The organism is Lactobacillus rizhaonensis (genome assembly GCF_036246345.1).
Lineage (GTDB): Bacteria > Bacillota > Bacilli > Lactobacillales > Lactobacillaceae > Lactobacillus > Lactobacillus rizhaonensis.
The window spans coordinates 1-22492 of record NZ_BTTV01000009.1 but is presented as its reverse complement, the minus strand read 5'-3'; the positions used below and the strand labels follow the sequence as shown (position 1 = coordinate 22492).

The following is a 22492-nucleotide window of genomic DNA, read 5'->3' as shown; positions in this document are numbered from 1 at the left end:
TTATGCAAGCAGGTTATACTACATCATGTTTAATAAGTATTTTACATAAAAAAGTGTTGTAATAGAATTTTAATTACTAAGTAAAATAAGATAATTTTTTACTCATAATAAAAAATGCAATATAGAAAAAGCGCCTATAACTATTAATTATAGGCTACTTTTCAATCAATATTAGGTAAAACAAGCTAGAAAGACAGCTGAGTGTAACTTAATATAATTTAGCTAATACTTAAACTTAGATCTAAGTTTAAGTAGCCAGAAAGAAGAATAGTGATGAAAATCTCAGAAGTAGCTGAAAGAGTAGATTTGACTCCTGTAACTCTTAGATATTATGAAAAAATGGGTCTGATACCTGAAGTCAAAAAAGAGCATGGGGTCAGGAATTACGAAGAAAAAGATCTTACTTGGATTAGTTTTATTAAATGCATGCGTCAGGTGAAAATTCCCGTGAAAGACTTGCTGGAGTATACAGAATTATTGCAACAGGGGAGTGATACCAAGAAGCCCAGACGGCAAATTTTAGTTAAAGAATTACATAGGCTAGAAAAGCAAGACCAAAATATTCAAGTTACCATTGCTCGGTTAAAAAACAAAATAAGTTTATACGATCAAGGTAAGATACAGTAAATCCAGTTGTAATTTACCATAAAAAGTTAACTAGCAAGCGATCAACTTGTCTGTTTTCATGTAATTTACTGTGCTGAGCGCGAGGACCCCGTATTTCTTTTTCCTGATATGAGTAGGCGCGCTTGCTGACTAAATAACGGTAAGAACGGGCAGAGTTAACATTGACATCACCATCGCTGCCGCTTCCCGTATCACCGTAAATATTTAAAACTGCGGCATTTCTGGGGAATTTTTTTCTTAAACTTAAAAGTGCGCGATACCCCGCACTCATTTGCCGGGGTTTGCCAGCGCGACTTAAGACAGTTTTATTTGGTGCTCCTTGTTCTCCAATATAACCATTATAATGACCGGCGATTGAAACTTGTTTATTTAAATGAGGCATGTGCGCATTAGCGGCATTGTTACGCAAGTAATAGGCAATTTGTAAATTACCCATTGAATGTCCTACTAAATTAATTCGGTTAAAACGGTATCTTTTTTGCAGTGCAGTGATTACATCTTTAATATAATTGCTGCTTTTGTTCATAGCAGTGATTTGATTATTTATTCCGGTAAAAATGCTCTTATTATTTTGGAGATTGACTTCAACTATTGGGTTCTTGGCCCGGTTTTTAATTATTCCTAGTAAAGTGACTTTACCGTTAGGGTCAACATCAGCACGTATGACAGAATTAGTAGCATGCTGCTTTTGGGCATAAGTCACCATACTTTCTTCGGCATGATAACTGCTGCCCCAGCCGTGAATAAAAAGTGTTGGTGTATCAATGCGGATGCGGGAGCTGTTTTTCTGCTGGTAATTATTATTTTTGAAAAAATAAACGCCTAATAGCAACATGACTATTATTAATGTACTAAAAAGGATAGTTTTATGTTTTCTGGTCATTATTAGTCAGTCCTTGGTGAAGCCTGATTCTTGCCGTTTATAAGTTCTGTTGCACATCCGCCACAATTTGGTCAGTAGTTAGATGATTTTGACGGTAAATTTCTGCAATTGGGGTTTGATCGGTATAAACCCGTTTTTGGCCGTAATTGAGTACTTTAACTTTTTCTTTACCCAGATAAGAAGCTACTTTTTGGCCAAAGCCGCCATCTAACGAATTATCCTCAAGCGTAACAATTACTCGATGATTGGCTGCTAATTCATCTAGTGCTTGTTTGTTCAAAATATTGGCAGAAAGTGGATTAACTAGGGTTGCTCCTAACTTATTTGCTACGTCTTTTCCTAATTGGTAAAAGTCACCTAGTGCCAAAATAGCTACATCTTTACCTGAAGTAACCTGATACTTAATTTCTGAGTAATCGGTTGCTACAGTTTGTTCATCTGAATCTGGCACATTGGCCGGCATTTTAATGGCAACTGGGTGTTTTCTTTGATTAATTGCCCACTTAATCATTGCCTTTTCTTCTTCTAGCGTAGTAGGAGCCAGATAAATCCAGTTAGGTAGGTTAGAAATCATTACTTGGTCAAAGATGCCCAAATGAGTTTTTGATTGGTTAGAAATTCGTCCGCCCGCTACTAACATTACAACTGGCAAGTCATTGGCAGCTGTATCATGAGAAAGCTGGTCAAAAGCACGCTGTAAGAAGGTAGAATTTTCCATTAGAACTGGAATGCCACCTTCTTTAGCAAACCCTGTGGCAAAAGCAACAGATTCTTGTTCAGCAATGCCCACGTCAGTGTAATTATTGGGATATTCTTTTTTGAATTCTTCCAGGTCAAAAACGCCAGGGATGGCTGCATCGATAGCCATGACATTTTTTCCTGCTTTAATTTCATCTTTAATCACATCAAGTGCCACTGAGTTAGGAGTAGGTTTCTGACTTTCTGCGGCAAGTGGCTGATCATTTTGTAAATTAAACGGTGATACCCAGTGATGTGCTTCTTCATCAAGAACAGCCGGTTCATAACCCTTGCCCTTAAGCGTATTAATGTGTAATAAAATTGGGTGGTCAACGTCTTTGACTGCTTTAAAAGCGGCAATCATATCAGTTAGGTTATTACCGTCTGCAACATAGCGGTAATCAAAACCCATAGCTGTAAACGGATTTTCGGCAGCCTGGCCATTTGAATCGCGTAATTTTTTCAGAGCAGTCACTAAGCCACCAACATTTTCATCAATTGACCATTGATTATCATTAACTACAACTACCAAGTTGTGTTTTTCAATTGCGGCATTGTTTAAACCTTCAAAGGCCAGTCCGCCAGTCATGGAACCATCACCAATTAAAGCCATGATATTTTCATGCTTACCCATTAAGTCCCGGGCTTTAGCCATACCGGTTGCTAAAGCAATAGATGTTGAAGTATGACCGATTGAATAGTAATCATAAGGACTTTCATCGGGGTTAGTATAAGGCGTGACATCCTCGTAATGGTCGGGATCAAGCCAAGCTTGTGCACGCCCCGTTAACATTTTATGGGGATATGTTTGGTGCGAAACGTCCCATATAATTTTATCTTGGGGTGCATTAAAGACGTAATGATAAGCAATTGTGGCTTCCACAATCCCTAAGTCGGGACCAAGATGCCCACCTTCAGCCGCATCTTTTTCTAAGATTAATGTTCTGATTTCCTGGGCTAATTTTTCCATTTCAGGGATGCTTAATTTTTTAAGATCCTGGGGTTCGGCAATTTGGTTTAATAAGAAGTCTTCGTGTTTGTTCATGTAAAAGTGCCTCCCTGCACTAATTTATTTAATGTTTATTAATTATAATTATAAAATACTTTATTGTGGTAGCGAGCTGACAATTATATAAATTGGAATGTTCAGCAGGATAAATTTTATAATTATCAAAATTGTAGTACTTAATGTTAAGGTTAAGTCAAATAGTAAACTGATTTTTATATTAAAAGAGCTTGATATCATTTAAACTATAATTACTAGGTGCGTTTGAAATTGATTTAATCCCGATTTATGATTTGAAGAGCAATTTGCTAATAGGAAAATAGGTAGTTGAAAAGTTAAAGGACGTATCAAAGACGCGTCAGTAAGAAGAATTATTAGGAATGATTTGCAATCTCTTAATGATCTGCATTGAACGGCAGGCTTATAATGAAGCACGTTATTTTGTCTAAGCTGTTAAAAACGTTAAGACGAGACCCGAACTGTTTTTAAAAAATGTATTAGCATTGTTGGAAACTATGATCAACTATCATTTTGAGCATAAGTTAGAGTACACATCTAAGTGCAAGTGGGCCATTAAAAATTTTATTTTATTAGGAATTTTGGGAATATAGTGAACAGGCAGAACCATTTGTTAATGAAAACATCAAAATCTAAATGTCTAAATATCTGCTTATTAAAGATAAGTTAGTGGTATGATTAAATTGCCTAGAAAACGTTTTAATAAGGGAGATGTTGATTATGAAAATAGGTTTTATTGGAACTGGCGTAATGGGTAATGCGATTTGCCTTAACTTATTAAAAGCTGGCCACGAGCTGTGGGTCTATAACAGGACAAAGAGTAAGACTGATAATCTAGTTGCTAAAGGTGCTACTTGGTGTGACAATCCTAAAGCTGTAGTTGAACAAACTGACACAATTTTTACGATTGTTGGTTTTCCAACTGATGTTGAGCAAGTTTATTTTGGTGATAACGGTATTTTACAGGCTGAAGTTAAGGGTAAAAATTTGGTAGACATGACAACTTCCAAGCCTGCTTTAGCGCAAAAGATTTTCGCCGCGGGTGAAAAACAAGGAGCAAAAGTCCTCGATGCTCCCGTTTCAGGCGGTGATCTGGGCGCAAAGAACGGTACACTGACAATTATGGTTGGTGGTGATGAGTCCGCATACCAAAACTTGGAACCTGTTTTTAAGGATTTCGGAAAGCAAGTTCATTATTTTGGACCAGCTGGCGCGGGTCAGAATACTAAAATGGCTAACCAGATCATGATTGCAGGCACGATGACCGGTATGACGGAAATGCTAGTCTATGCTAAAAAAGCAGGGCTTGACCTTGAAGCCGTCCTTAAAACTGTTGGTGCTGGGAGCGCTGCTAATTGGAGTTTAAGCAATTACGGTCCGCGTGTCTTAAAGGGTGATTATACTCCAGGCTTTTTCAGTAAACATTTTTTGAAAGACCTGCGTATTGCTTTAGAGACTGCGAAAGAAATGAAAATTGACTTGCCGGCTACTGCAGAAGCTAAGAAGTTATATGAGATACTAGTTGATGAAAAGCACTTAGGCGATTTGGGCACACAAGGCTTAATTAAACTCTGGTGGCAGTAAAATACTAATTTAAAACAAGCAAAAAGTGAAGCAGTCCTTAGTTGAAACTACTTCACTTTTTTAAATGCTAGTAAACTTATTTGATTTTACTTTTGACTTCAGGAACGCCATCCAGAACGTTAGCATAACGAGCTAGAATAAAAAGATAATCTGATAAGCGGTTGATATACTTTAAACAAGCAGGAGCTAACTCTTGCTCTTCAGCATTCAACTTAACCAGTGAACGTTCAGCGCGCCTGGCAACTGTACGAGCATAATGTAAGTGAGTTGCTGTAATGGAACCGCCAGGCAAAATGAAATGAGTTGTTTGGGGTATTTTATTATTAAGTTCGTCGATTTCCTTTTCCAGCTTTGTTACTGTTTCAGATGTAATCTCTTTGTGCCTTTTGACAACAATATCGCTTTCGAGTTCATATAAGTCACGCTGTAAGTTTTGTATAGGGTCATGCAGTTCTTGACATTTGGCAGACAAATTGGCAATTACGACACCTAAGTAAGAATCAAGTTCATCAATATCGCCGACAGCAACAATTTGCAGGTCATATTTAGGAACCATTTTACCGGTAACCTGTTTGGTAAAGCCTTGATCGCCTACCTTAGTATAAATTTTAATCGTCATAAAAGCCTCCGTTTGTAATGATCAAGCGCAATATTCAGTGGTTTGTAGAGAATAGGATAGAATACCAAATTACCAACAGCATGGTAGGTATCAAAGACTAAACTTCCAGCCCAGTAGGCTAGGAACGCGTTAAAGCCGCCGAAGATGGACATACCAAAGTCGACAAAGCAGCCATATTCCCAGCCGAGAAAAACGGCAAGAATTAGTTGCAGAGTAAAATGCTTTTTCAATGGCGTGAATTTATCTAGCAAAGCAACGGTTAAAACGCAGCCGCCAAAGGCTAAAACTTGTGCCACAGTCCAAATGCCAAAACCTAAGTAAATATTGGAGACGACCATGGTCAAAAGAGCTAAGGCAAAACCAAAGCCGAAGCCGATATTTAACGTTACAATCATTAAAATATCGGTTACCGGCTGGACATTAGGCACAGGAATTATTTTAAAAATTCTTAGCGCTACGCACATGGCTGTTAAAATTGCTAGTAATGCTAATTTCTTAGTTGAATTACGTGCCATAGTAATTTAGAAGTTAACTTTTGCTAAAGTAAATTTAATTTTATCTTTGTTAGCAAGCTTCTGTATTGCGGCACCTTTTTGTGCAAATTTGCCGTTAATTTTGTAGGTCCAATAGATTTTTTTACTTGGATTTTGGCTCTTGCCAGCAATAGAAGTAATCAAACCCCTATCACTCTTTATTTTCCAGCACTTTTTCAAGCCGCGCATTACTGTTGAATGCTTAGGCAATTTAACAGTTTTCTTCTTGTAAGTCTTATTATGTACTTTTAGAGTATAAGTAACTTTAATCTTACTGCTGGCATCAACCTGTTGAACATTTTGAGTTGTTTCATAACCTGCAAAGGTAAAGGTAAAAATGGTGGCTATTCCAGTCAAAACTGATAATTTGCTTTTTTTCATATATAAACTCCCAATCTATTAATATTTTTGTGCAAGCACTAAAATAGTTCGTACTTAGTCACTTGCACGGCCAATAGTTTTACTTCATTTTGGCTAAAGTAAACTTGACTTTGTCTTTATTTGCGACTTTTTGCTGGTTAGCGCCCTTGGTAGCATATTTGCCATTAATAGTGTAAGTCCAGTAAATCTTCTTTTTAGCATTTTGTTTTTTACCGTCAATTGCTGTGATAAAGCCTTTGTTACTATCAACTTTCCACGCTTTTTTCAAGCCAGTCATTACAGTAGATTTTTGCGGCACTTTAACTGTCTTTTTTTCAGTATCATTTTTAGCAGCTAAAACATAGCTAACGGAAATATTATTTGTCTTAGATTTTGGCTTTGTCTGGTTATTCTCACAGCCGGATAGGCTAAAGGCAAAAATAGCAGCTACGCTGGCAATTACTGGTAATTTACTTTTTTTCATGACTAAGATTTCGCCTACTTAATTTATTTAACAGGACATGCACCAGATTCACAGTCGGTTTGATCGACTAACTCCAAATCTTTTTGATCATCATTTTGCTCGGCAAATACTTGAGCAACATCACCGGTGATCTCAGCTTTCCTTTCTTCATATTTTTCTTTGTCAATGGGTTCTTTTGGCGCTTGTTTCAGTGAACCGCCATAATATGGCAATAAAGAAGTTGACTTAATTACGTGCCGGTATTGTTTAAACAGCGGTGTAATCTTGTCACCTTCATCGCTTTGGAAGGTAACAGTACAACTGACTGCGTTATCTGACCAGTAAGTTTGCAGGAATGCTTGTGTTGCAAATTGTTCTTCAATTGAAACCGTGCCAGCCGATGCAAAGTTCTTGCTGTCAGCGTGAGCAGCACGCAATGGGAATTCGACACAAGTTGTGTTTGGTGAGTAAATATCTGGTTCTGAGTAGTAACCACAGGCATCGAGCGCTTTAAGCAGTGGGTCAGAAGCTTGGAACCGAATCCGTTGAATGAGGTAGCCGGCGTAGTGGAAATGCATCCCTTCAGAAGCTCCCGCTAATTTGGCCACAGTACCTGAAGGTTTAACAGTAGTGTGTTTAATCGACTCGTTGCAGCTTAAGGTCTTGCTGTATTCTTTATCAGCATCAACGACGGCTTGGTAAGCGGAAGTGACCATTTTAATTCCTTGAGGATCGTAAATTGGCTTCTTGATTTTTTCTCCGGTTTCTTCATCAACGCTGTCTTCAAAGCCGGTAACAACGCGGTGACCTAAATCATTTAAGAGCCAGTCTTGAATACCTGACATTGAAACACCAATTCTCCTGTTCTTGGAAATGATGTTGCGGGATATTTCCCAGTCATAGTCACTAAAGGTTACTCGTTTAGCAAAGCGAGTTGCCAATCTGAAAACATCTTTTAAATCCCAGTTTTCTTGCTCGGCAATATACGGGAATACTTCAAATAGGTTGCATGGTTCACCATTACCTAAGGAAATCTCTCCACAAGGGTTGGTACCTTCAACATCACCATCAATATCTTTTTGATAGCCGTCAATGATTCGGCCATAATTGCGAGATAAATCCAGGTTAACTATTCCCGGCTCACCATTTTCTCTAATACCGTCAGCAATTGGCTCATATTCATCAAAGTTAGAATCAATGGCCACACTGTTGTTTGAGGCCCAGCGGTGGTGGTAAAGTTTATCTTTATCTTGTTTCATAGTGATAAAGTCTTGGTCGGTGCTTGTACCTAAAGCTAGTTCCGCTGATCTTCTTACGTTACCAGCAACGACTGTTTTACCAATCAGGTTGCAGATATCTGTACAATCAACAGAAGTTAAGTTGCTATCAGCCCGGTTGTTAATAATGTTGTTAATATCGAAAAACATTTCCACTAATGGCATAGGACCAGAAGCTGTACCACCAAAGCCGTGAATTTTAGCTCCATAAGGACGAATTCTACTGATGTCAAGTACAAGCTTGGTCTTATTCTCGGGATTAGTTTGACTGAAGTGCATATCAATTAAACGAGCATTAGCTAAAACCCAACCTTCACGGGTATCAGGCAAGTTGTAATAAACGTAATCTGATTTGTCCTTGCTCTGCTTGGCCCACTCATCTTTATCCGTTGCACCAAGTTTAATTGAATCGGCGTAAGAAGCGCTCTGTTTGTCAATTACAACCGTTAAATCAACTTTATTATCAACTGCAGGAATCTTTTTAATATTGTCTTGCACAACAGAAAAGCCAACACCGCCACCTTTCATTGATTCGTCAAAAAGAAATGAAAATGGCATTGAAACTGCTTCTTGTGTCTGGCCTAAATAGTCGGGAACTATATGGCTATCACCGTATTTTTGCGGCCGAATAGCAATAAACCAGCAATTGTTTAATGAGTCACCATTGCGCTTTTGGTAGTCAGTGCCGGAAACCCACAAATTACGTCCAGAAGGTGTTGCTCCTAAACCGTAAACTAATTTAAATAAATCCTTGGCTTCGTTTGTTAGTTCAGCGACTACCTCTTTTGAAGGAGTGCCTTTGAGTCGAGGATCAAGGTTAATGTTGCCCTCAATTACGCGTTTAACCGTTTCGTCCCAATTTTCGGAACGATTTTTTTCAGGAAGCCATCTTGCATAGGTTCGTTTATAAGTAACCCAGCCAAGTTCTCCCCAATGGGGGGTGACATTTTGTTTCACTTGATCAATGTAACCCTGATCCAACGTTATGCTCGTATTTTTCATATTCAAAGTCACTCCTTAAAATTGATTATTGTTCCACAGACACATCATCTATGGCTACAAGTAGAACTATACCACAATATCTTGTGCTTGCGAGATAAAGATTTGCTTTGAGACACAAGAAAAAGTCATAAAGTGATGTGCGAGTAAGTTATCGAGGTTAATAAAAAATCATATAGCATTCGCAGATATAAAAAAAGCATAATAAGTTAAAAATAATACTTATTATGCTTGAATATATGTTTAATTTTTGGGATAAACTAGCGTCTAACTAGGGTAAATATGAGAAAAATAACGCCAAGAAAGATAGCTACCGGAATCAGTAATTGAACAAAGAAAAAGAAAGTCAGAGCACAGACCAGAAGGAAAAATAGAATTTTAAAAACACCAATACCCATTTTGACAAAAAGCCAAATGAGAAATAAAACCAATAATAGTGTAAACATGCTCAATCACCCCTTTTACTTAAATTAAAGGATATTATAGCTTATTTTGTGAAATCGCAGTAGCAATGTAAACAAAATTTAAAAATAGTTAATTATGTTCTTTAGCTGTGAAATATTGTTATAATAAATCTCCACACTAATTTTTAGTGAATACGCATTATATTCTGAGGAATAGTTGGAGAGGAAGAACATGCTTGCGTTATAAACAAATAATTTTTGATGTTGATGATACCTTAATTGACTTTGCTGCTACAGAAAGTTTTGCTCTGCAGAGTCTTTTTAAAGCGCATCAATGGCCGTTAACCGATGAGCTGCAGCGGGACTATCATGCATATAATCAAGGTCAGTGGCGTGAGCTTGAGCAAGGCAAGATCGATTATGAGCAGCTGAGTAAAATGGCTTTTACCAATTTTATTAAAGCTAAGTTCGGGATTGAAATTGACGGCTTAGCAGTAATGAACGAATATCGCTCTTATTTTGGCGAAGCACATAAACTGCTGCCGGGTGTAGTTGATACTTTACGCTATGCCAAAAAGCAAAATTATGCATTGACTATTTTGAGTAATGGCGAAGCATATATGCAGAGACATCGGTTACAATTAGCCGGAATTGCTAACTATTTTTCATTGATTGTGACATCAGAAGAAGCAGGATTTTCTAAACCTGATGCCCGTATCTTTGATTACTTTTTTGCTCATACTAAAATCGGCCCGGAACAAACAGTTTTCTTTGGTGACGGCTTGCAGTCAGACATATTGGGTGCAGAAAAATATGGCTTTGATAGTATTTGGTATAACCATAGAAAACGGAAAAATACGATGAACTTGCATCCGTTATATGAAGTAACTACTTATCCTGAATTTGTAGCCTTACTTAAAAGCGACTTCCAAAAGCAGCCGCAATAATTGCTATCTTTTGCTGTACTTTTGCTGTAGAAGTATAGTTCAATCCGGTATAATGATGGGAGAGGTGAAAAATTATGACTAGCGAAATTCATTCTTTAAACGATACTTATGAACTAAATAATGGCGTCAAAATACCGGTTATCGGACTAGGAACCTGGCAAACTCCTGATGGTGAAGTTGCCCAAAAAACCGTTGAGGATGCACTGGACATTGGCTACCGGCTAATTGATACTGCAGCCGCATATGGTAACGAAGAAAGTATTGGTCGGGGAATCAAACTAAGTGGAGTTAACAGACATGACTTATTTGTGACCACTAAGTTGTGGAATGACCACCACGGCTATCAAAAAACTAAAGCTGCCATTGACGAAAGCTTGACCAAATTAGACTTGGATTATCTTGATTTGTACCTAATTCATTGGCCTAACCCGGCTCCTGTGCGTGACCACTGGGCTGAATTAAATGCAGAGAGCTGGCAAGCAATGGAAGAAGCAGTGCAAGCAGGAAAAATTCGTGCAATTGGAGTCTCTAATTTTAGACGCAAGCATTTGGATGAATTACTGAAAACTGCCAAAATTCGTCCGGCCGTCAATCAAATTTACTTGAATCCTAGTGATATGGAGGAAGACGTAACAGCTTATAACAAAGAACTGGGTATTCTGAGTGAGGCTTACTCACCACTGGGCAGAGGAGATTTATTTGCCAACGAGACGGTAGTTTCTGTAGCCCAACACTATGATAAAAGTCCAGCACAAGTCCTGTTACGCTGGTCGTTGCAACACGGTTTTGTTCCATTACCCAAGTCGGTTCACCGCGAGCGTCTTGAATCTAATTTACAAGTCTTTGACTTTACTATATCTGAAGATGATATGGCTAAACTTGATGGACTGCATGGAGCAGGTAAGTTAGCAAATGATCCAGATCAAACAGACTTTTAAAAAGGTGATAAGCGATGAAAATTGGCTTTATTGGGGCTGGTAAGATTGGCTCCGCAATTATTAAGGGCTTGCTAAATGCTGAAAATCCTAGTGATGATATCTATGTTTTTAACGGTGGACAGCATCACACGGCGCAAAAGCTTGCAGCTGAGCTGCATTTAACTTTGATTAATGATTATGATGACTTTAAGGACTGCCAAGCAGTGATAGTTGCAGTGGGCGGTTCAATTACTGCAACAATCATCAAAAATTTAAGTCAAAAATATCAAGGTATAATTCTGTCAACTGGTGGCGGTGACCTTACTCAGATTAATGAAAATCTTCCGCAAGGCTCTACCTTTGCCAAGGTTGTACCCAACACGCCGGTTCAAATTGGTGCTGGCATTACTGTTATTAGTTTTCTGCCAGATGAAAAGCCGGAAATAATTGCTGCTGTGAAAAAGATTTTTACTCAAATGGGAGCAGTATATGTCGTACCCGAAAACTTACTGGGCATCTATGGTACAGTAGCCGGATGCACACCTGCTTACGTTGATTTGATGGTTGCAGCTCTTAGTGATGCCGCTGTACAAAATGGCGTTAAGCGGGCAGAATCATACGAAATAGTTAACCAAATGCTTTTGGGTACCAGTAAATTGGCATTAGCTAGTAAAAAGCTGCCTGAAGAATTAAAAGATGAGGTCACTACGCCAGGTGGCTCTACTATTAGAGGCGTTACCAAACTGGAAGAAATGGGCTTTAGAAACGCATTAATTCAAGCTGTAAATGCTTCTGCTAATTAAATTTAGCCTAAAAAAAGACATCAGATATAATTTTATCTGGTGTCTTTTTATATTATTTGAAATGTTAAAAGTGTATTTAAGAAGGGAAATAAGTTTAGAAATTAAAACTCTTTATCTAAATCAACTGGAGTATCAGCTTTTTCACCCTTAATTAACTTCAAGTTGTTGTCAAAGGCCTTAATAACCATGTTGCGTACAGCGTGAGTTGTGTAGAAGGCTGTGTGTGGAGTAACCAAAACATTTGGCCGTGCGATTAAGTCAGCTAAACGCTTGTCAGGAAATTCTTTGCCACTAAAGTCACTGTTGAAAATACCAACTTCGTTTTCGTAAGTATCCATTACGAAGCCAAAAACCTTACCTGAATCAAGGCCGCGCACAACTGCATCTGTATCAACTAATGGTCCACGAGAAACGTTGACGATCACAACGCCGTCCTTCATCTTTTTGATTGAATCATCGTTAATCATGTGAACATTTTCTGGAGTATCAGGAACGTGAAGTGAAATAACGTCAGACTTAGCGTAAAGCTCATCTAAGTCGTCAACGTAGTAGCCCTTCTTTTCCAATTCTGGGTTCTTGAAAATATCGTAAGCAATAACTTTAGCGCCAAAGCCTTCCATAATTCTCATGAATACTTGACCAATATGACCAGTACCAACAACACCAACTGTTTGGTCACGTACTTCACGACCAATTGTAGGTGCCCAGCGAAGATCATGCTTAGCAATTTTTTCATCCATTGCCTTATCTTGACGTAGAACTCTGGCAGCCTGAATGGCAGCATGTTCAGCAATGGCATCTGGTGAATAAACAGGAACATTAGTGATCTTAAAGCCTAATTCTTTAGCTTTCTTTAGGTCGATGTTGTCAATACCAACGTTACGGATTGACCAGTTATGAATACCTAATTTATCCAAAGCTTCAATTGTATCAGCTTTATAATCAAGTTGCTGGTAAGTTACGACACCATCAGCACCCTTAGCTAATTCAGCTGTTTCAGGGGTAAGAAGTTGATCAGTGTAATCAACATCAACATCCTTGTGAGCTTCCTTCCATTCATGAACATACGGTTCCTCGTCTTTACGAATGGCATAAGCATAAATTTTAGTCATAAAATCTAACCTCCAAAGATTATTATTGTTATCTCTTGTGCTATTATACACTTGCTTAAAATGATTTAAAAATATAAAATTGTGAAAAATCAATTTTTGCAAAAACCGCGTCGCAGTAGTAATCGCTTACAATATTGTGTATCAAGGGATTAAGCAATATTAAAAAAATTACCAATTTTTTTGCTGAGGTCGTGAAAAAAATAACAGCATTTTTGAGCAAATCATATAAAAATTTATGTCAAAATAGTACTGGTAAAATTATTGAAATTTTGAGTCCCCGTGAAAAAACTATATAATGAAAGAAATGAATAATAAGGAGAAGAATATGATCTTAATTTCGTGGAATATCGACTCATTAAATGCTGCTTTGACCGGAACTTCCTCACGTGCAGTGGAGACACGTAAGGTTTTAGAAAAAATACATGACCAAAATGCAGATATTGTTGCCATTCAAGAAACAAAATTACGCTCCACGGGCCCTACTAAAAAACATTTGGAAATATTAACTAAGGAATTCCCTGAATATGATATAGTCTGGCGTTCCTCAGAAGAACCAGCTCGTAAAGGTTATGCCGGGACGATGTTTTTATATAAAAAAGAACTTAATCCTAAAGTAACTTATCCTATTATTGGAGCGCCGGAGCCAATGGATCACGAAGGCAGAATTATTACTTTGGAGTTTCCTACATATTTTGTGACGCAAGTTTATACTCCAAATTCTGGTAATGGACTTAAGCGCCTAGATGACCGGCAAGTGTGGGATGAAAAATACATCGCATATTTGCAGCAATTAGATCAAGAAAAGCCGGTCTTGGCTAGTGGTGATTATAATTGTGCGCACCATGAAATCGACCTGAAGCATCCTGATACTAATCATCATTCTGCCGGCTTTACTGATGAAGAACGGGCAGATTTTACCAAAATGCTTAAAGCCGGTTTTACAGATACTTTTAGAAAACTTCACGGTAACGTTGAAGGAGTCTATTCTTGGTGGGCTCAAAGGGTAAGAACTGCTAAAGCCAACAACTCAGGCTGGAGAATTGATTACTGGCTGACAAGCAATAGAGTTGCTGACAAGGTCAAGCGTTCTGAAATGATGGATACGGGAGAGCGCGCTGATCATTGCCCAATTTTACTGGAAATAGACTTATAAATAGCTATCAAAAGAGATCCAAAGGATTGAAGTGATCCCTAAAATTAGGGCAAATTGGGGGTCATATCAGGTTGGGTTTCTTTTTCTTTTGTGTAAAATAATTTTGAGGTGATGTGAATGAATGAGCCTCTGCAAGATGCTATTCTTAACGGTTTGTATGATCCCAGTTATCCTGGACATGAAGTATTAGGACCAAAGCTCCTGCAAAATAATAAACAGGAGAACATTTGGTTGACTTTGCGGCAAGAGTTGCTCAGCTGCAACACTTTTACTTGGGCAGTGGCTTTTGTCACTCAGGATATGCTTGTCCCCTTTAAAGTAGTCATGGCCGATTTGGCTAAAAGAAACGTTACGGGTACGCTAATTACAGGCGACTATTTAGGATTTAACAATCCCAAAGTTTTCCGTGAATTAATGAAGATTAGCAACTTAACGGTAAAAATTACGCCGCAAGCAGGTTTTCATGCTAAAGGTTATCTCTTTGACCATGATGATTGGCAAACTTTGGTTATTGGCAGTGCTAATTTTACCCGTGCGGCACTTTTAAGTAATTATGAATGGGCTTTGAAAATTAGTTCCAAGAATAATGCGACACTGACAACACAAATTGCTAAACAGCTGCATGAATTAAAAAAGACGAGCACGCCATTATCCGAAAGCTGGATAAGAGAATATGAACAAAATTGGGTAAAGCCACAACCGCAATCACAGGTTCATGTTAATGAAGCAGCTAAAATTGTACCAAATAAGATGCAAGAAGAAGCTCTGCATGAACTAAAAGGACTAGTTGCAGATGGTCAAAGACGTGGCCTGGTAGTTTCAGCAACTGGAACAGGTAAAACGTATTTAGGAGCTTTTGCGGTTAAAGATTTTAAACCGCATAAGTTTCTTTATGTAGTTCATCGTGAGCAAATTGCCAAAAAAGCTTTAAAAAGTTTTTACCAGGTAATTGGCGGCAATCCAACTGATTATGGCTTGTTAACCGGACATAAGCACCAACTTGAACGCAAATATGTTTTTGCCACCGTGCAGACTTTAAGTCAGCCGGATATCCTTGCCAGCCTAGGTGCAACAGCCTTTGACTATATTCTGATTGATGAGGCTCATAGAGCAGCTGCACCAAGTTACCAGAGAATTTTTGCCAAGTTTAAGCCGCAATTTTGGTTGGGGATGACTGCCACGCCAGAAAGAATGGACGATCAGGATGTCTATAGATTGTTTGATTATAATCTAGCTTATGAAATCCGCTTGCGAGAAGCGTTGGAAGAAAAAATGCTGACTCCTTTTCATTATGTGGGAGTTGCAGACTATGAAGTTGATGGTGCAAGCATTGATGAGACTGCCAACTTACGCAGACTGCTGGCGCCAGAGCGTGTTGACTATGTCTTAAAGCAGCTGGATTATTACGGCTACTGTGGCTCTCAAGCTAAAGGTCTGGTTTTTTGCAGCCGCCAAGAAGAAGCGCGCGAATTAGCACAGGCTTTTTCAGAGCGCAAGCATCCGGCAGTAGCCTTAACTAATGAAGATAGTGAAAAAAGAAGACTACAAGTGGTCAGGCAGCTGGAACAAGGTAAAATTGATTACATCATTACCGTTGATCTCTTTAATGAGGGCATTGATATTCCGGCTTTAAATCAGATAATTATGTTGCGTAATACGCAGTCCAGTATTGTTTTTATCCAGCAACTGGGTCGCGGTTTGCGTAAATATCCGGGCAAAGATTATGTTACGGTCATTGACTTTATTGGTAACTATAAAAATAACTATTTAATTCCGATCGCTTTGAATCAGGATGACAGTCGTTCGCAGGATAAGGCACGTGAAGAAAGTGTGCTCCCGAGCTTTATTGATGTTTCAACGATTAACTTTAGCCAAATTGCTTCTGCCAAAATTTTGGCTTCGCTAGATAAGATTAAATTAGACAGCATTAAAGAATTACGGCAGTCTTACCAAGAATTAGCTGAAAAGATAGGTCGTCCGCCCTTGCTATTTGATTTTTATCGGTACGGTTCAACTTCACCAATGGTCTTCGCGAATAATCATAGTCTTGGGCACTATGGCGATTTTCTAGCCAAGATGGGTGAGCCTGTAAAATTGAATGGTTATGAGAGTGCGGTTTTATCTTTTGTTACTAAAGAATTATTGAATGGCAAAAGGCCACATGAACTGTTACTTTTGCAACTACTTTTAGAAAAAGAACAGGTTAGTCAGGAAGAATTTGAGAAAAAACTGCATGATTATGGTGCTTATGTTAATGAGAAAGTGCTGACATCAGTAGAAGACATTCTTTCATTAAGCTTTTTTGACATTAAGCAGGGCAAGACAACCAAAAAAGAACAATATGGCAGCCAGCCGCTTGTAGTTAAAGCTGATTTATTAGATTATTCATTAGCTCCTCAGTTGACACAGTCTCTTCAACAAAATAATACTTTTAAAAAATTGTTTGTTGATGTGATTAAAACAGGTTTGGCAATGAATCAAAAATATGATAATCAAAAGCAATTCACGCTTTACGAGCAATACGATCGTAAAGATGCTTGTCGATTGCTCAATTGGCCCTTAGATGTTTCTGCACCAATGTATGGTTACCGTGTGGACGAGCATGAAACTCCTATTTTTGTCACTTATCAAAAAGACTCTGCTAAAAAACGCAATGCTTTATACCATAATACGCTAGAAGACGGCCGCTGTTTGCGCTGGTATACGCGATCGCCACGTCATTTAGAATCAGATGAGGTGCAGAGATTGCTTAATACGCCGCAAATGAAGCTGTTGCTTTTTGTTAAAAAGAGCGATGCTATTGGCAAGCAGTTTTACTATTTAGGACAGGTAGATATTCAAAAAGACACGGTCAAAGAAGAACTGCTAGGGCCGAAGAAAAAAGCAGCGGTAGGGATGAATTTATTATTAGAAAAGCCGTTGAATACAAAAATGTATGAGTTATTATTTGATGAATAAGAAAAAGTCTAAGAATTAATCTTCTTAGACTTTTTGTGTGAGCTGCAACGTTTCAAGAGTCGCCATTCTAGAATTTTTACTTGATAACACAGATAAAAAATATTAAATAAATATTAATAAAATTATCTATTTTACCAATATTATGTTAAAATAGCATAAAATTTAAATAAGTAGGCCATAAAAGGAGGTAACAAAATGGCAGAACGTAACCTTAAAGATGCAGATCAAAATAAAGCTATCCATGCTATGCGTCAAGAACATCGAATTAATCGAGTTGTTTTACCAATTGCGGCTCTATATGTAGTCTTTTTAATGTGGACAGCATTAACTAATTTTAGTTTGGCTCTTAAAATTGCTACAGTTGCATTTTTTATTACACTTGTCTATTTCGCTATCTCTGATACGATGTATCTGTATGACAAAATCAAAAAGAAACGTGAAAAATAATTTTAACTTTTAAATATTAAAAACTTAAACATAAAGTAAAAAGTTGATAAATTACCTTGTGATTAAAAGCCCCGAAATTGTTTCAATTTCGGGGCTTTTATTATATCTAAATTATTTCTGCATAAGTAAATCTTTTTAACACAAGCACTAATAACGTGAAATGTAGCTGCTATCTTATTATTCAAGGATCATATAAGCCAGTCATAGTCTGATATGAATTCCGAATAGTTATATTTAAGTACAAAATTATTTGGATATGGTGAATTAAAATCTGATACTAAAGACCTTACCAGTCTCTTGTTCTGTGTAGGAGAACCCTATTCGAATAATAAAAATTGGCTCGTAACTGTTATTACTTTTAAAATATTTCTAGCAATATACGGTTTTTTTACTCTTAAAATGGTATTATTACTTTATCCTTATGTTTTATTTCTTTAATTTGTGAAAGGTTTAATTATGGTTTGACAATGAACTCTAAATCCAACTGCCGCCATCGGGGCAAATTAATACTTACTAGTGTAGCGGCTGCTACTTTAGGCTTAATTATTATGTCTCCTGACATGGCTAAAGCTGATACTTTAGTTGATGCCTCTGCTAAAAAGCAAGTGGCTCAAAGCAGCTCCTTACCAGCTAGCAATAATAATCAGACAGCAGCTTCAACTGATAGTGCTGCTGCTAATAATAATCAAGCAAGTACTACTTCTGAAGCTGCAGCTAGCAATGTAGCGCAGCCCTCAACATCTCCTAGCAGTGAGGCTCAAGACGCTAATGAACCGCCAGCTGCGGGCGAAGAAGCTAAAGGAATTGCCCCGCGTTCTGTTTTGACAGTTTCCTGGAACGGACTTAATGTAACTGTTGATACTGCTACTGGTATAGTAACTATACCAGGCGGTACAATTAAAGATCCTCGACACCTTTATCAACTTTTATATAATTATAAATATATTAAAAAAATCAAGATTACAGGGCCATTGAAGCTTGTTGGTACCGCTAGTTATATGTTCGCTTTTTTTGAAAACTTAACTGAAATTGAGGGCTTAAATCAAGTTGATACTTCTGAAGTGACTAGTATGGAAGATATGTTTTTTGGCTGTCAAAATTTAAGTTCTTTAGATTTAAGCAGTTTTAATACCTCTAATGTTACTGATATGTCATGGATGTTTTATAAATGTTATAGTTTAACCAGTCTAGACTTGCGCAATTTTAATACTGCTAAAGTTACTACTATATATTATATGTTTACTTATTGTTCCAAATTATCCAGTTTAGACTTAAGCAATTTTGATACTGCTAAAGTTACTAATATGAATGGTATGTTTCAGAATTGTACAAACTTAAAAACTCTAAGTATCAGTAGTTTCGAGATGGCGCAGGTGACTAGTAAAAGTGGAATGTTAAAAAGTCTACCTAATTTGTCTACTTTAGTTCTGGGTCCTAAGAACTATTTACAGGGAACTGATCTTGATGCATCCGGCACGTGGTTGAATGTAGGCAATGGCACAGTAGATAAACCCCAGGGAAATAAGAGCTGGACTTCTAGTCAATTAATGAGTAACTATTCCGGGAGCAGCGACCAAGATACGTATGTCAGGTTAGGCGGTGCAGTTACAGTCCACTACCTCGATGAAGCTGGGAAAAAACTGGCAGAAGACAAAATTTTAAATGGAAGAATCGGTGACTCCTATAGCAGCGAACCCCAAGATATTGCTGGTTATGTGGTAAAAGCCACTCCTGCAAATGCTAAAGGAACTTATACAGATAAGGCCCAGGAAGTCACCTATGTTTACACTAACCAGGTCAAGGTGCTGGTCCATTACGTTGATCAAGACGGCAAGCCAATTGCGGGTGCGCCTGACCAGACGATAAGCGGCATCATCGGTCAGCCTTATCCAGATAATGTTGTTAAAGATATTAAAGGTTATATTTTGAAGTCCAAACCGAGCGGTAAATTCTCTGGTACCGAAACCGAAGTTACCTATGTTTACACCAATCAGGTTAAGGTGCTGGCGCATTACGTTGACCAGGATGGCAAGCCGGTTGCCGAAGATGAAACTTTGAATGGCAAGATTGGTGATGACTATCCCGCAAAGGAAATTGCCGGCTACGTGATTCAAACAAAGCCAAGCGGCAAGTTTTCTGGCACGGAAACAGAGGTAACTTATGTTTACACTAACCAGGTTAAAGTGCTGGCGCACTATGTTGACCAAGATGGTAAACCAATTGCTGGTGATGAAACAATAAGCGGCAAGATAGGCGATGACTATCCCGCAAAGGAAATTGCCGGTTATGTAATTCAAACAAAGCCAGCTGGCAAGTTTTCTGGTACTGAAACGGAAGTTACCTATGTTTACACTAACCAGGTTAAGGTGCTGGCGCATTACGTTGACCAGGATGGCAAGCCGGTTGCCGAAGATGAAACTTTGAATGGCAAGATTGGTGATGACTATCCCGCAAAGGAAATTGCCGGCTACGTGATTCAAACAAAGCCAAGTGGCAAATTCTCCGGCACGGAAACGGAGGTAACTTATGTTTACACTAACCAGGTTAAGGTGCTGGCCCACTACGTTGACCAGGACGGTAACTCAATTGCCGATGACGACACTTTAACTGGCAAGATAGGTGATCCTTATCCGGACAGTGCTGTTAAAGATATCAAAGGTTATACTTTGAAAACAAAACCAGCTGGTAAATTCTCTAGTACCGAAACTGAAGTCACCTATGTTTACACTAACCAGGTCAAAGTGCTGGCCCACTATGTTGACCAGGACGGCAAGCCAATTGCTGGTGATGAAACAATAAGCGGCAAGATAGGCGATGATTATCCAGATAAAACGATTGAAGGTTATATAATCCAAACAAAACCAAGTGGCAAATTCTCCGGCATGGAAACCGAAATTACTTATGTTTACACCAACCAAGTCAAGGTGTTGGCCCACTACGTTGACCAGGACGGTAACTCAATTGCCGATGACGACACTTTAACTGGCAAGATAGGTGATCCTTATCCGGACAGTGCTGTTAAAGATATCAAAGGTTATACTTTGAAAACAAAACCAGCTGGTAAATTCTCTAGTACCGAAACTGAAGTCACCTATGTTTACACTAACCAGGTCAAAGTGCTGGCCCACTATGTTGACCAGGACGGCAAGCCAATTGCTGGTGATGAAACAATAAGCGGCAAGATAGGCGATGATTATCCAGATAAAACGATTGAAGGTTATATAATCCAAACAAAACCAAGTGGCAAATTCTCCGGCACGGAAACCGAAATTACTTATGTTTACACCAACCAAGTCAAGGTGTTGGCCCATTACGTTGACCAAGATGGCAAGCCAGTTGCCGAAGATGAAACTTTAACTGGCAAGATAGGTAATGACTATCCAGATAAAACGATTGCCGGCTACGTAATTCAAACAAAACCGACTGGTAAATTTTCTGGTACCGAAACAGAGGTAACTTATGTTTACACCAATCAAATCAAGGTGCTGGCGCATTACGTCGATCAGGACGGCAAGCCGATTGCTGGTGATGAAACAATAAGCGGCAAGATTGGTGATGACTATCCCGCAAAAGAAATTGCCGGCTACGTGATTCAAACAAAACCGGCTGGCAAGTTCTCTGGCACGGAAACCGAAGTAACCTATGTTTACACCAACCAAGTCAAGGTGCTGGCGCATTACGTTGACCAGAACGGCAAGCCAATTGCTGGTGATGACACTTTAACTGGCAAGATTGGTGATGACTATCCCGTAAAAGAAATTGCCGGCTACGTAATTCAAACAAAGCCAAGTGGCAAATTCTCTGGTACTGAAACGGAAGTCACTTATGTTTACACCAATCAGATCAAGGTGCTGGCCCATTACTTTGATCAGGACGGCAAACCAATTGCCGCTGATGACACTTTAACTGGCAAGATTGGTGATGATTATCCGGATAAAACGCTTGAAGGTTATGTAATCCAAACAAAGCCAAGTGGCAAGTTTTCAGCGACAGTAACCGAAGTCACCTATGTTTACACTAATCAGGTTAAGGTGCTGGCGCACTACGTTGACCAAGACGGCAAGCCAATTGCTGGTGATGAAACAATAAGCGGCAAGATAGGCGATGATTATCCTGCAAAGGAAATTGCCGGCTATGTAATCCAAACAAAACCGGCTGGCAAGTTCTCTGGTACCGAAACGGAAGTCACTTATGTTTACACTAACCAGGTTAAGGTGCTGGCGCACTATGTTGACCAGGATGGCAAGCCGATTGCCGATGATGAAACTCTAAGTGGCAAGATTGGTGACCCCTATCCGGACAGTGCTGTTAAAGATATCCCGGGTTATACTTTGAAGACTAAACCGACAGGCAAATTCTCCAGCACGGAAACGGAAGTCACCTATGTTTACGCTAAATTAGTCACGGTCGTAGCTCATTATGTTGACCAAGATGGTAAGCCAATTGCCGGTGTAACCGATGAACAACTAACAGGTGCTATTGGCGACCCTTATCCAGACAGTGCTGTTAATGCCATTCCGGGTTATACTTTGAAGACTAAGCCAACTGGCAAATTCTCTGGCACGGAAACGGAAGTCACCTATGTTTACACTAAAAATGCCTCGGTTAACCCTGGCGGTACTGCTGGTTGGCAACCAATTGTGG

17 protein-coding genes are annotated in these 22492 nt (G+C 38.7%); 9 read left to right on the top strand and 8 right to left on the bottom strand.

Annotated elements, in window-relative coordinates; genetic code table 11:
* Positions 1 to 273 precede the first annotated feature (273 nt).
* Positions 274 to 627 (top strand): MerR family transcriptional regulator, encoded by a 354-nt coding sequence (locus AAA915_RS09010; RefSeq protein WP_294603868.1) that lies wholly within the window; start codon positions 274 to 276, stop codon positions 625 to 627.
* A gap of 13 nt (positions 628 to 640) precedes the next feature.
* Here the strand turns inward: AAA915_RS09010 and AAA915_RS09005 are convergent, their stop codons facing one another.
* Both AAA915_RS09005 and AAA915_RS09000 read right to left on the bottom strand, forming a co-directional pair.
* Positions 641 to 1510: an alpha/beta hydrolase gene (locus AAA915_RS09005; protein ID WP_338201778.1), complete on the bottom strand. Its 870-nt coding sequence runs from the start codon at positions 1508 to 1510 to the stop codon at positions 641 to 643.
* Positions 1511 to 1547: 37 nt separating this feature from the next.
* Positions 1548 to 3293: a 1-deoxy-D-xylulose-5-phosphate synthase gene (locus AAA915_RS09000; RefSeq protein WP_338201780.1), complete on the bottom strand. Its 1746-nt coding sequence runs from the start codon at positions 3291 to 3293 to the stop codon at positions 1548 to 1550.
* Between the two features lie 699 nt (positions 3294 to 3992).
* On the opposite strand from AAA915_RS09000, the gene AAA915_RS08995 reads away from it, so the two are divergent.
* Positions 3993 to 4856, top strand: coding sequence for an NAD(P)-dependent oxidoreductase (locus AAA915_RS08995; protein WP_294603863.1), 864 nt, complete (start codon positions 3993 to 3995; stop codon positions 4854 to 4856).
* A 76-nt stretch (positions 4857 to 4932) separates the two neighbouring features.
* Here the strand turns inward: AAA915_RS08995 and AAA915_RS08990 are convergent, their stop codons facing one another.
* From AAA915_RS08990 to nrdJ, 5 genes are all read right to left on the bottom strand, one after another.
* The gene (locus tag AAA915_RS08990; RefSeq protein WP_338201782.1) at positions 4933 to 5475 is read right to left on the bottom strand and encodes a cob(I)yrinic acid a,c-diamide adenosyltransferase; all 543 of its coding nucleotides are present in this window, start codon (positions 5473 to 5475) and stop codon (positions 4933 to 4935) included.
* Positions 5472 to 5990, bottom strand: coding sequence for an ECF transporter S component (locus AAA915_RS08985; protein ID WP_174794507.1), 519 nt, complete (start codon positions 5988 to 5990; stop codon positions 5472 to 5474). Before AAA915_RS08985 ends, AAA915_RS08990 begins: the two co-directional genes overlap by 4 nt.
* A 6-nt stretch (positions 5991 to 5996) precedes the next feature.
* Entirely contained in the window at positions 5997 to 6389 is a 393-nt protein-coding gene (locus tag AAA915_RS08980) for a DUF4430 domain-containing protein (RefSeq protein WP_294835859.1), read from the bottom strand.
* 79 nt (positions 6390 to 6468) lie between these two features.
* Positions 6469 to 6852 (bottom strand): DUF4430 domain-containing protein, encoded by a 384-nt coding sequence (locus tag AAA915_RS08975; RefSeq protein WP_294603855.1) that lies wholly within the window; start codon positions 6850 to 6852, stop codon positions 6469 to 6471.
* 23 nt (positions 6853 to 6875) lie between these two features.
* The gene (gene nrdJ / locus AAA915_RS08970; RefSeq protein WP_338201788.1) at positions 6876 to 9110 is read right to left on the bottom strand and encodes a ribonucleoside-triphosphate reductase, adenosylcobalamin-dependent; all 2235 of its coding nucleotides are present in this window, start codon (positions 9108 to 9110) and stop codon (positions 6876 to 6878) included.
* Between the two features lie 637 nt (positions 9111 to 9747).
* On the opposite strand from nrdJ, the gene AAA915_RS08965 reads away from it, so the two are divergent.
* The 3 genes from AAA915_RS08965 to proC all read left to right on the top strand — a co-directional run bounded on the left by AAA915_RS08965 (position 9748) and on the right by proC (position 12178).
* A complete protein-coding gene (locus AAA915_RS08965) occupies positions 9748 to 10458 on the top strand; it encodes a YjjG family noncanonical pyrimidine nucleotidase (protein ID WP_338201790.1) in 711 nt (236 codons plus the stop codon).
* Between the two features lie 74 nt (positions 10459 to 10532).
* Positions 10533 to 11396, top strand: a complete 864-nt coding sequence (locus AAA915_RS08960; protein WP_338201792.1) for an aldo/keto reductase — start codon at positions 10533 to 10535, stop codon at positions 11394 to 11396.
* 14 nt (positions 11397 to 11410) lie between these two features.
* A complete protein-coding gene (gene proC, locus AAA915_RS08955; protein ID WP_338201794.1) occupies positions 11411 to 12178 on the top strand; it encodes a pyrroline-5-carboxylate reductase in 768 nt (255 codons plus the stop codon).
* Positions 12179 to 12279: 101 nt separating this feature from the next.
* Here the strand turns inward: proC and AAA915_RS08950 are convergent, their stop codons facing one another.
* Positions 12280 to 13290, bottom strand: a complete 1011-nt coding sequence (locus AAA915_RS08950) for a D-2-hydroxyacid dehydrogenase (protein ID WP_338201796.1) — start codon at positions 13288 to 13290, stop codon at positions 12280 to 12282.
* Between the two features lie 325 nt (positions 13291 to 13615).
* On the opposite strand from AAA915_RS08950, the gene AAA915_RS08945 reads away from it, so the two are divergent.
* The 4 genes from AAA915_RS08945 to AAA915_RS08930 all read left to right on the top strand — a co-directional run.
* Complete coding sequence (locus AAA915_RS08945) at positions 13616 to 14443, top strand: exodeoxyribonuclease III (RefSeq protein ID WP_338201798.1); 828 nt, start codon at positions 13616 to 13618, stop codon at positions 14441 to 14443.
* Between the two features lie 117 nt (positions 14444 to 14560).
* Positions 14561 to 17401: a DEAD/DEAH box helicase gene (locus AAA915_RS08940; RefSeq protein ID WP_338201800.1), complete on the top strand. Its 2841-nt coding sequence runs from the start codon at positions 14561 to 14563 to the stop codon at positions 17399 to 17401.
* Between the two features lie 195 nt (positions 17402 to 17596).
* Positions 17597 to 17848: a hypothetical protein gene (locus AAA915_RS08935; RefSeq protein WP_046324090.1), complete on the top strand. Its 252-nt coding sequence runs from the start codon at positions 17597 to 17599 to the stop codon at positions 17846 to 17848.
* A 467-nt stretch (positions 17849 to 18315) separates the two neighbouring features.
* On the top strand, positions 18316 to 22492 hold a 4177-nt coding region (locus AAA915_RS08930), incomplete at its 3' end, for a MucBP domain-containing protein (RefSeq protein WP_338201802.1).

What these genes read in the sequence shown, in the direction of transcription:
- AAA915_RS08975 (WP_294603855.1), bottom strand. Translation starts at nt 6,852, where the DNA reads ATGAAAAAAAGTAAATTACCAGTAATTGCCAGCGTAGCTGCTATTTTT.
- AAA915_RS08950 (WP_338201796.1), bottom strand. Translation starts at nt 13,290, where the DNA reads ATGACTAAAATTTATGCTTATGCCATTCGTAAAGACGAGGAACCGTAT.
- proC (WP_338201794.1), top strand. Translation starts at nt 11,411, where the DNA reads ATGAAAATTGGCTTTATTGGGGCTGGTAAGATTGGCTCCGCAATTATT.
- AAA915_RS09000 (WP_338201780.1), bottom strand. Translation starts at nt 3,293, where the DNA reads ATGAACAAACACGAAGACTTCTTATTAAACCAAATTGCCGAACCCCAG.
- nrdJ (WP_338201788.1), bottom strand. Translation starts at nt 9,110, where the DNA reads ATGAAAAATACGAGCATAACGTTGGATCAGGGTTACATTGATCAAGTG.
- AAA915_RS09010 (WP_294603868.1), top strand. Translation starts at nt 274, where the DNA reads ATGAAAATCTCAGAAGTAGCTGAAAGAGTAGATTTGACTCCTGTAACT.
- AAA915_RS08980 (WP_294835859.1), bottom strand. Translation starts at nt 6,389, where the DNA reads ATGAAAAAAAGCAAATTATCAGTTTTGACTGGAATAGCCACCATTTTT.
- AAA915_RS09005 (WP_338201778.1), bottom strand. Translation starts at nt 1,510, where the DNA reads ATGACCAGAAAACATAAAACTATCCTTTTTAGTACATTAATAATAGTC.
- AAA915_RS08945 (WP_338201798.1), top strand. Translation starts at nt 13,616, where the DNA reads ATGATCTTAATTTCGTGGAATATCGACTCATTAAATGCTGCTTTGACC.
- AAA915_RS08940 (WP_338201800.1), top strand. Translation starts at nt 14,561, where the DNA reads ATGAATGAGCCTCTGCAAGATGCTATTCTTAACGGTTTGTATGATCCC.
- AAA915_RS08990 (WP_338201782.1), bottom strand. Translation starts at nt 5,475, where the DNA reads ATGACGATTAAAATTTATACTAAGGTAGGCGATCAAGGCTTTACCAAA.
- AAA915_RS08960 (WP_338201792.1), top strand. Translation starts at nt 10,533, where the DNA reads ATGACTAGCGAAATTCATTCTTTAAACGATACTTATGAACTAAATAAT.
- AAA915_RS08935 (WP_046324090.1), top strand. Translation starts at nt 17,597, where the DNA reads ATGGCAGAACGTAACCTTAAAGATGCAGATCAAAATAAAGCTATCCAT.
- AAA915_RS08995 (WP_294603863.1), top strand. Translation starts at nt 3,993, where the DNA reads ATGAAAATAGGTTTTATTGGAACTGGCGTAATGGGTAATGCGATTTGC.
- AAA915_RS08985 (WP_174794507.1), bottom strand. Translation starts at nt 5,990, where the DNA reads ATGGCACGTAATTCAACTAAGAAATTAGCATTACTAGCAATTTTAACA.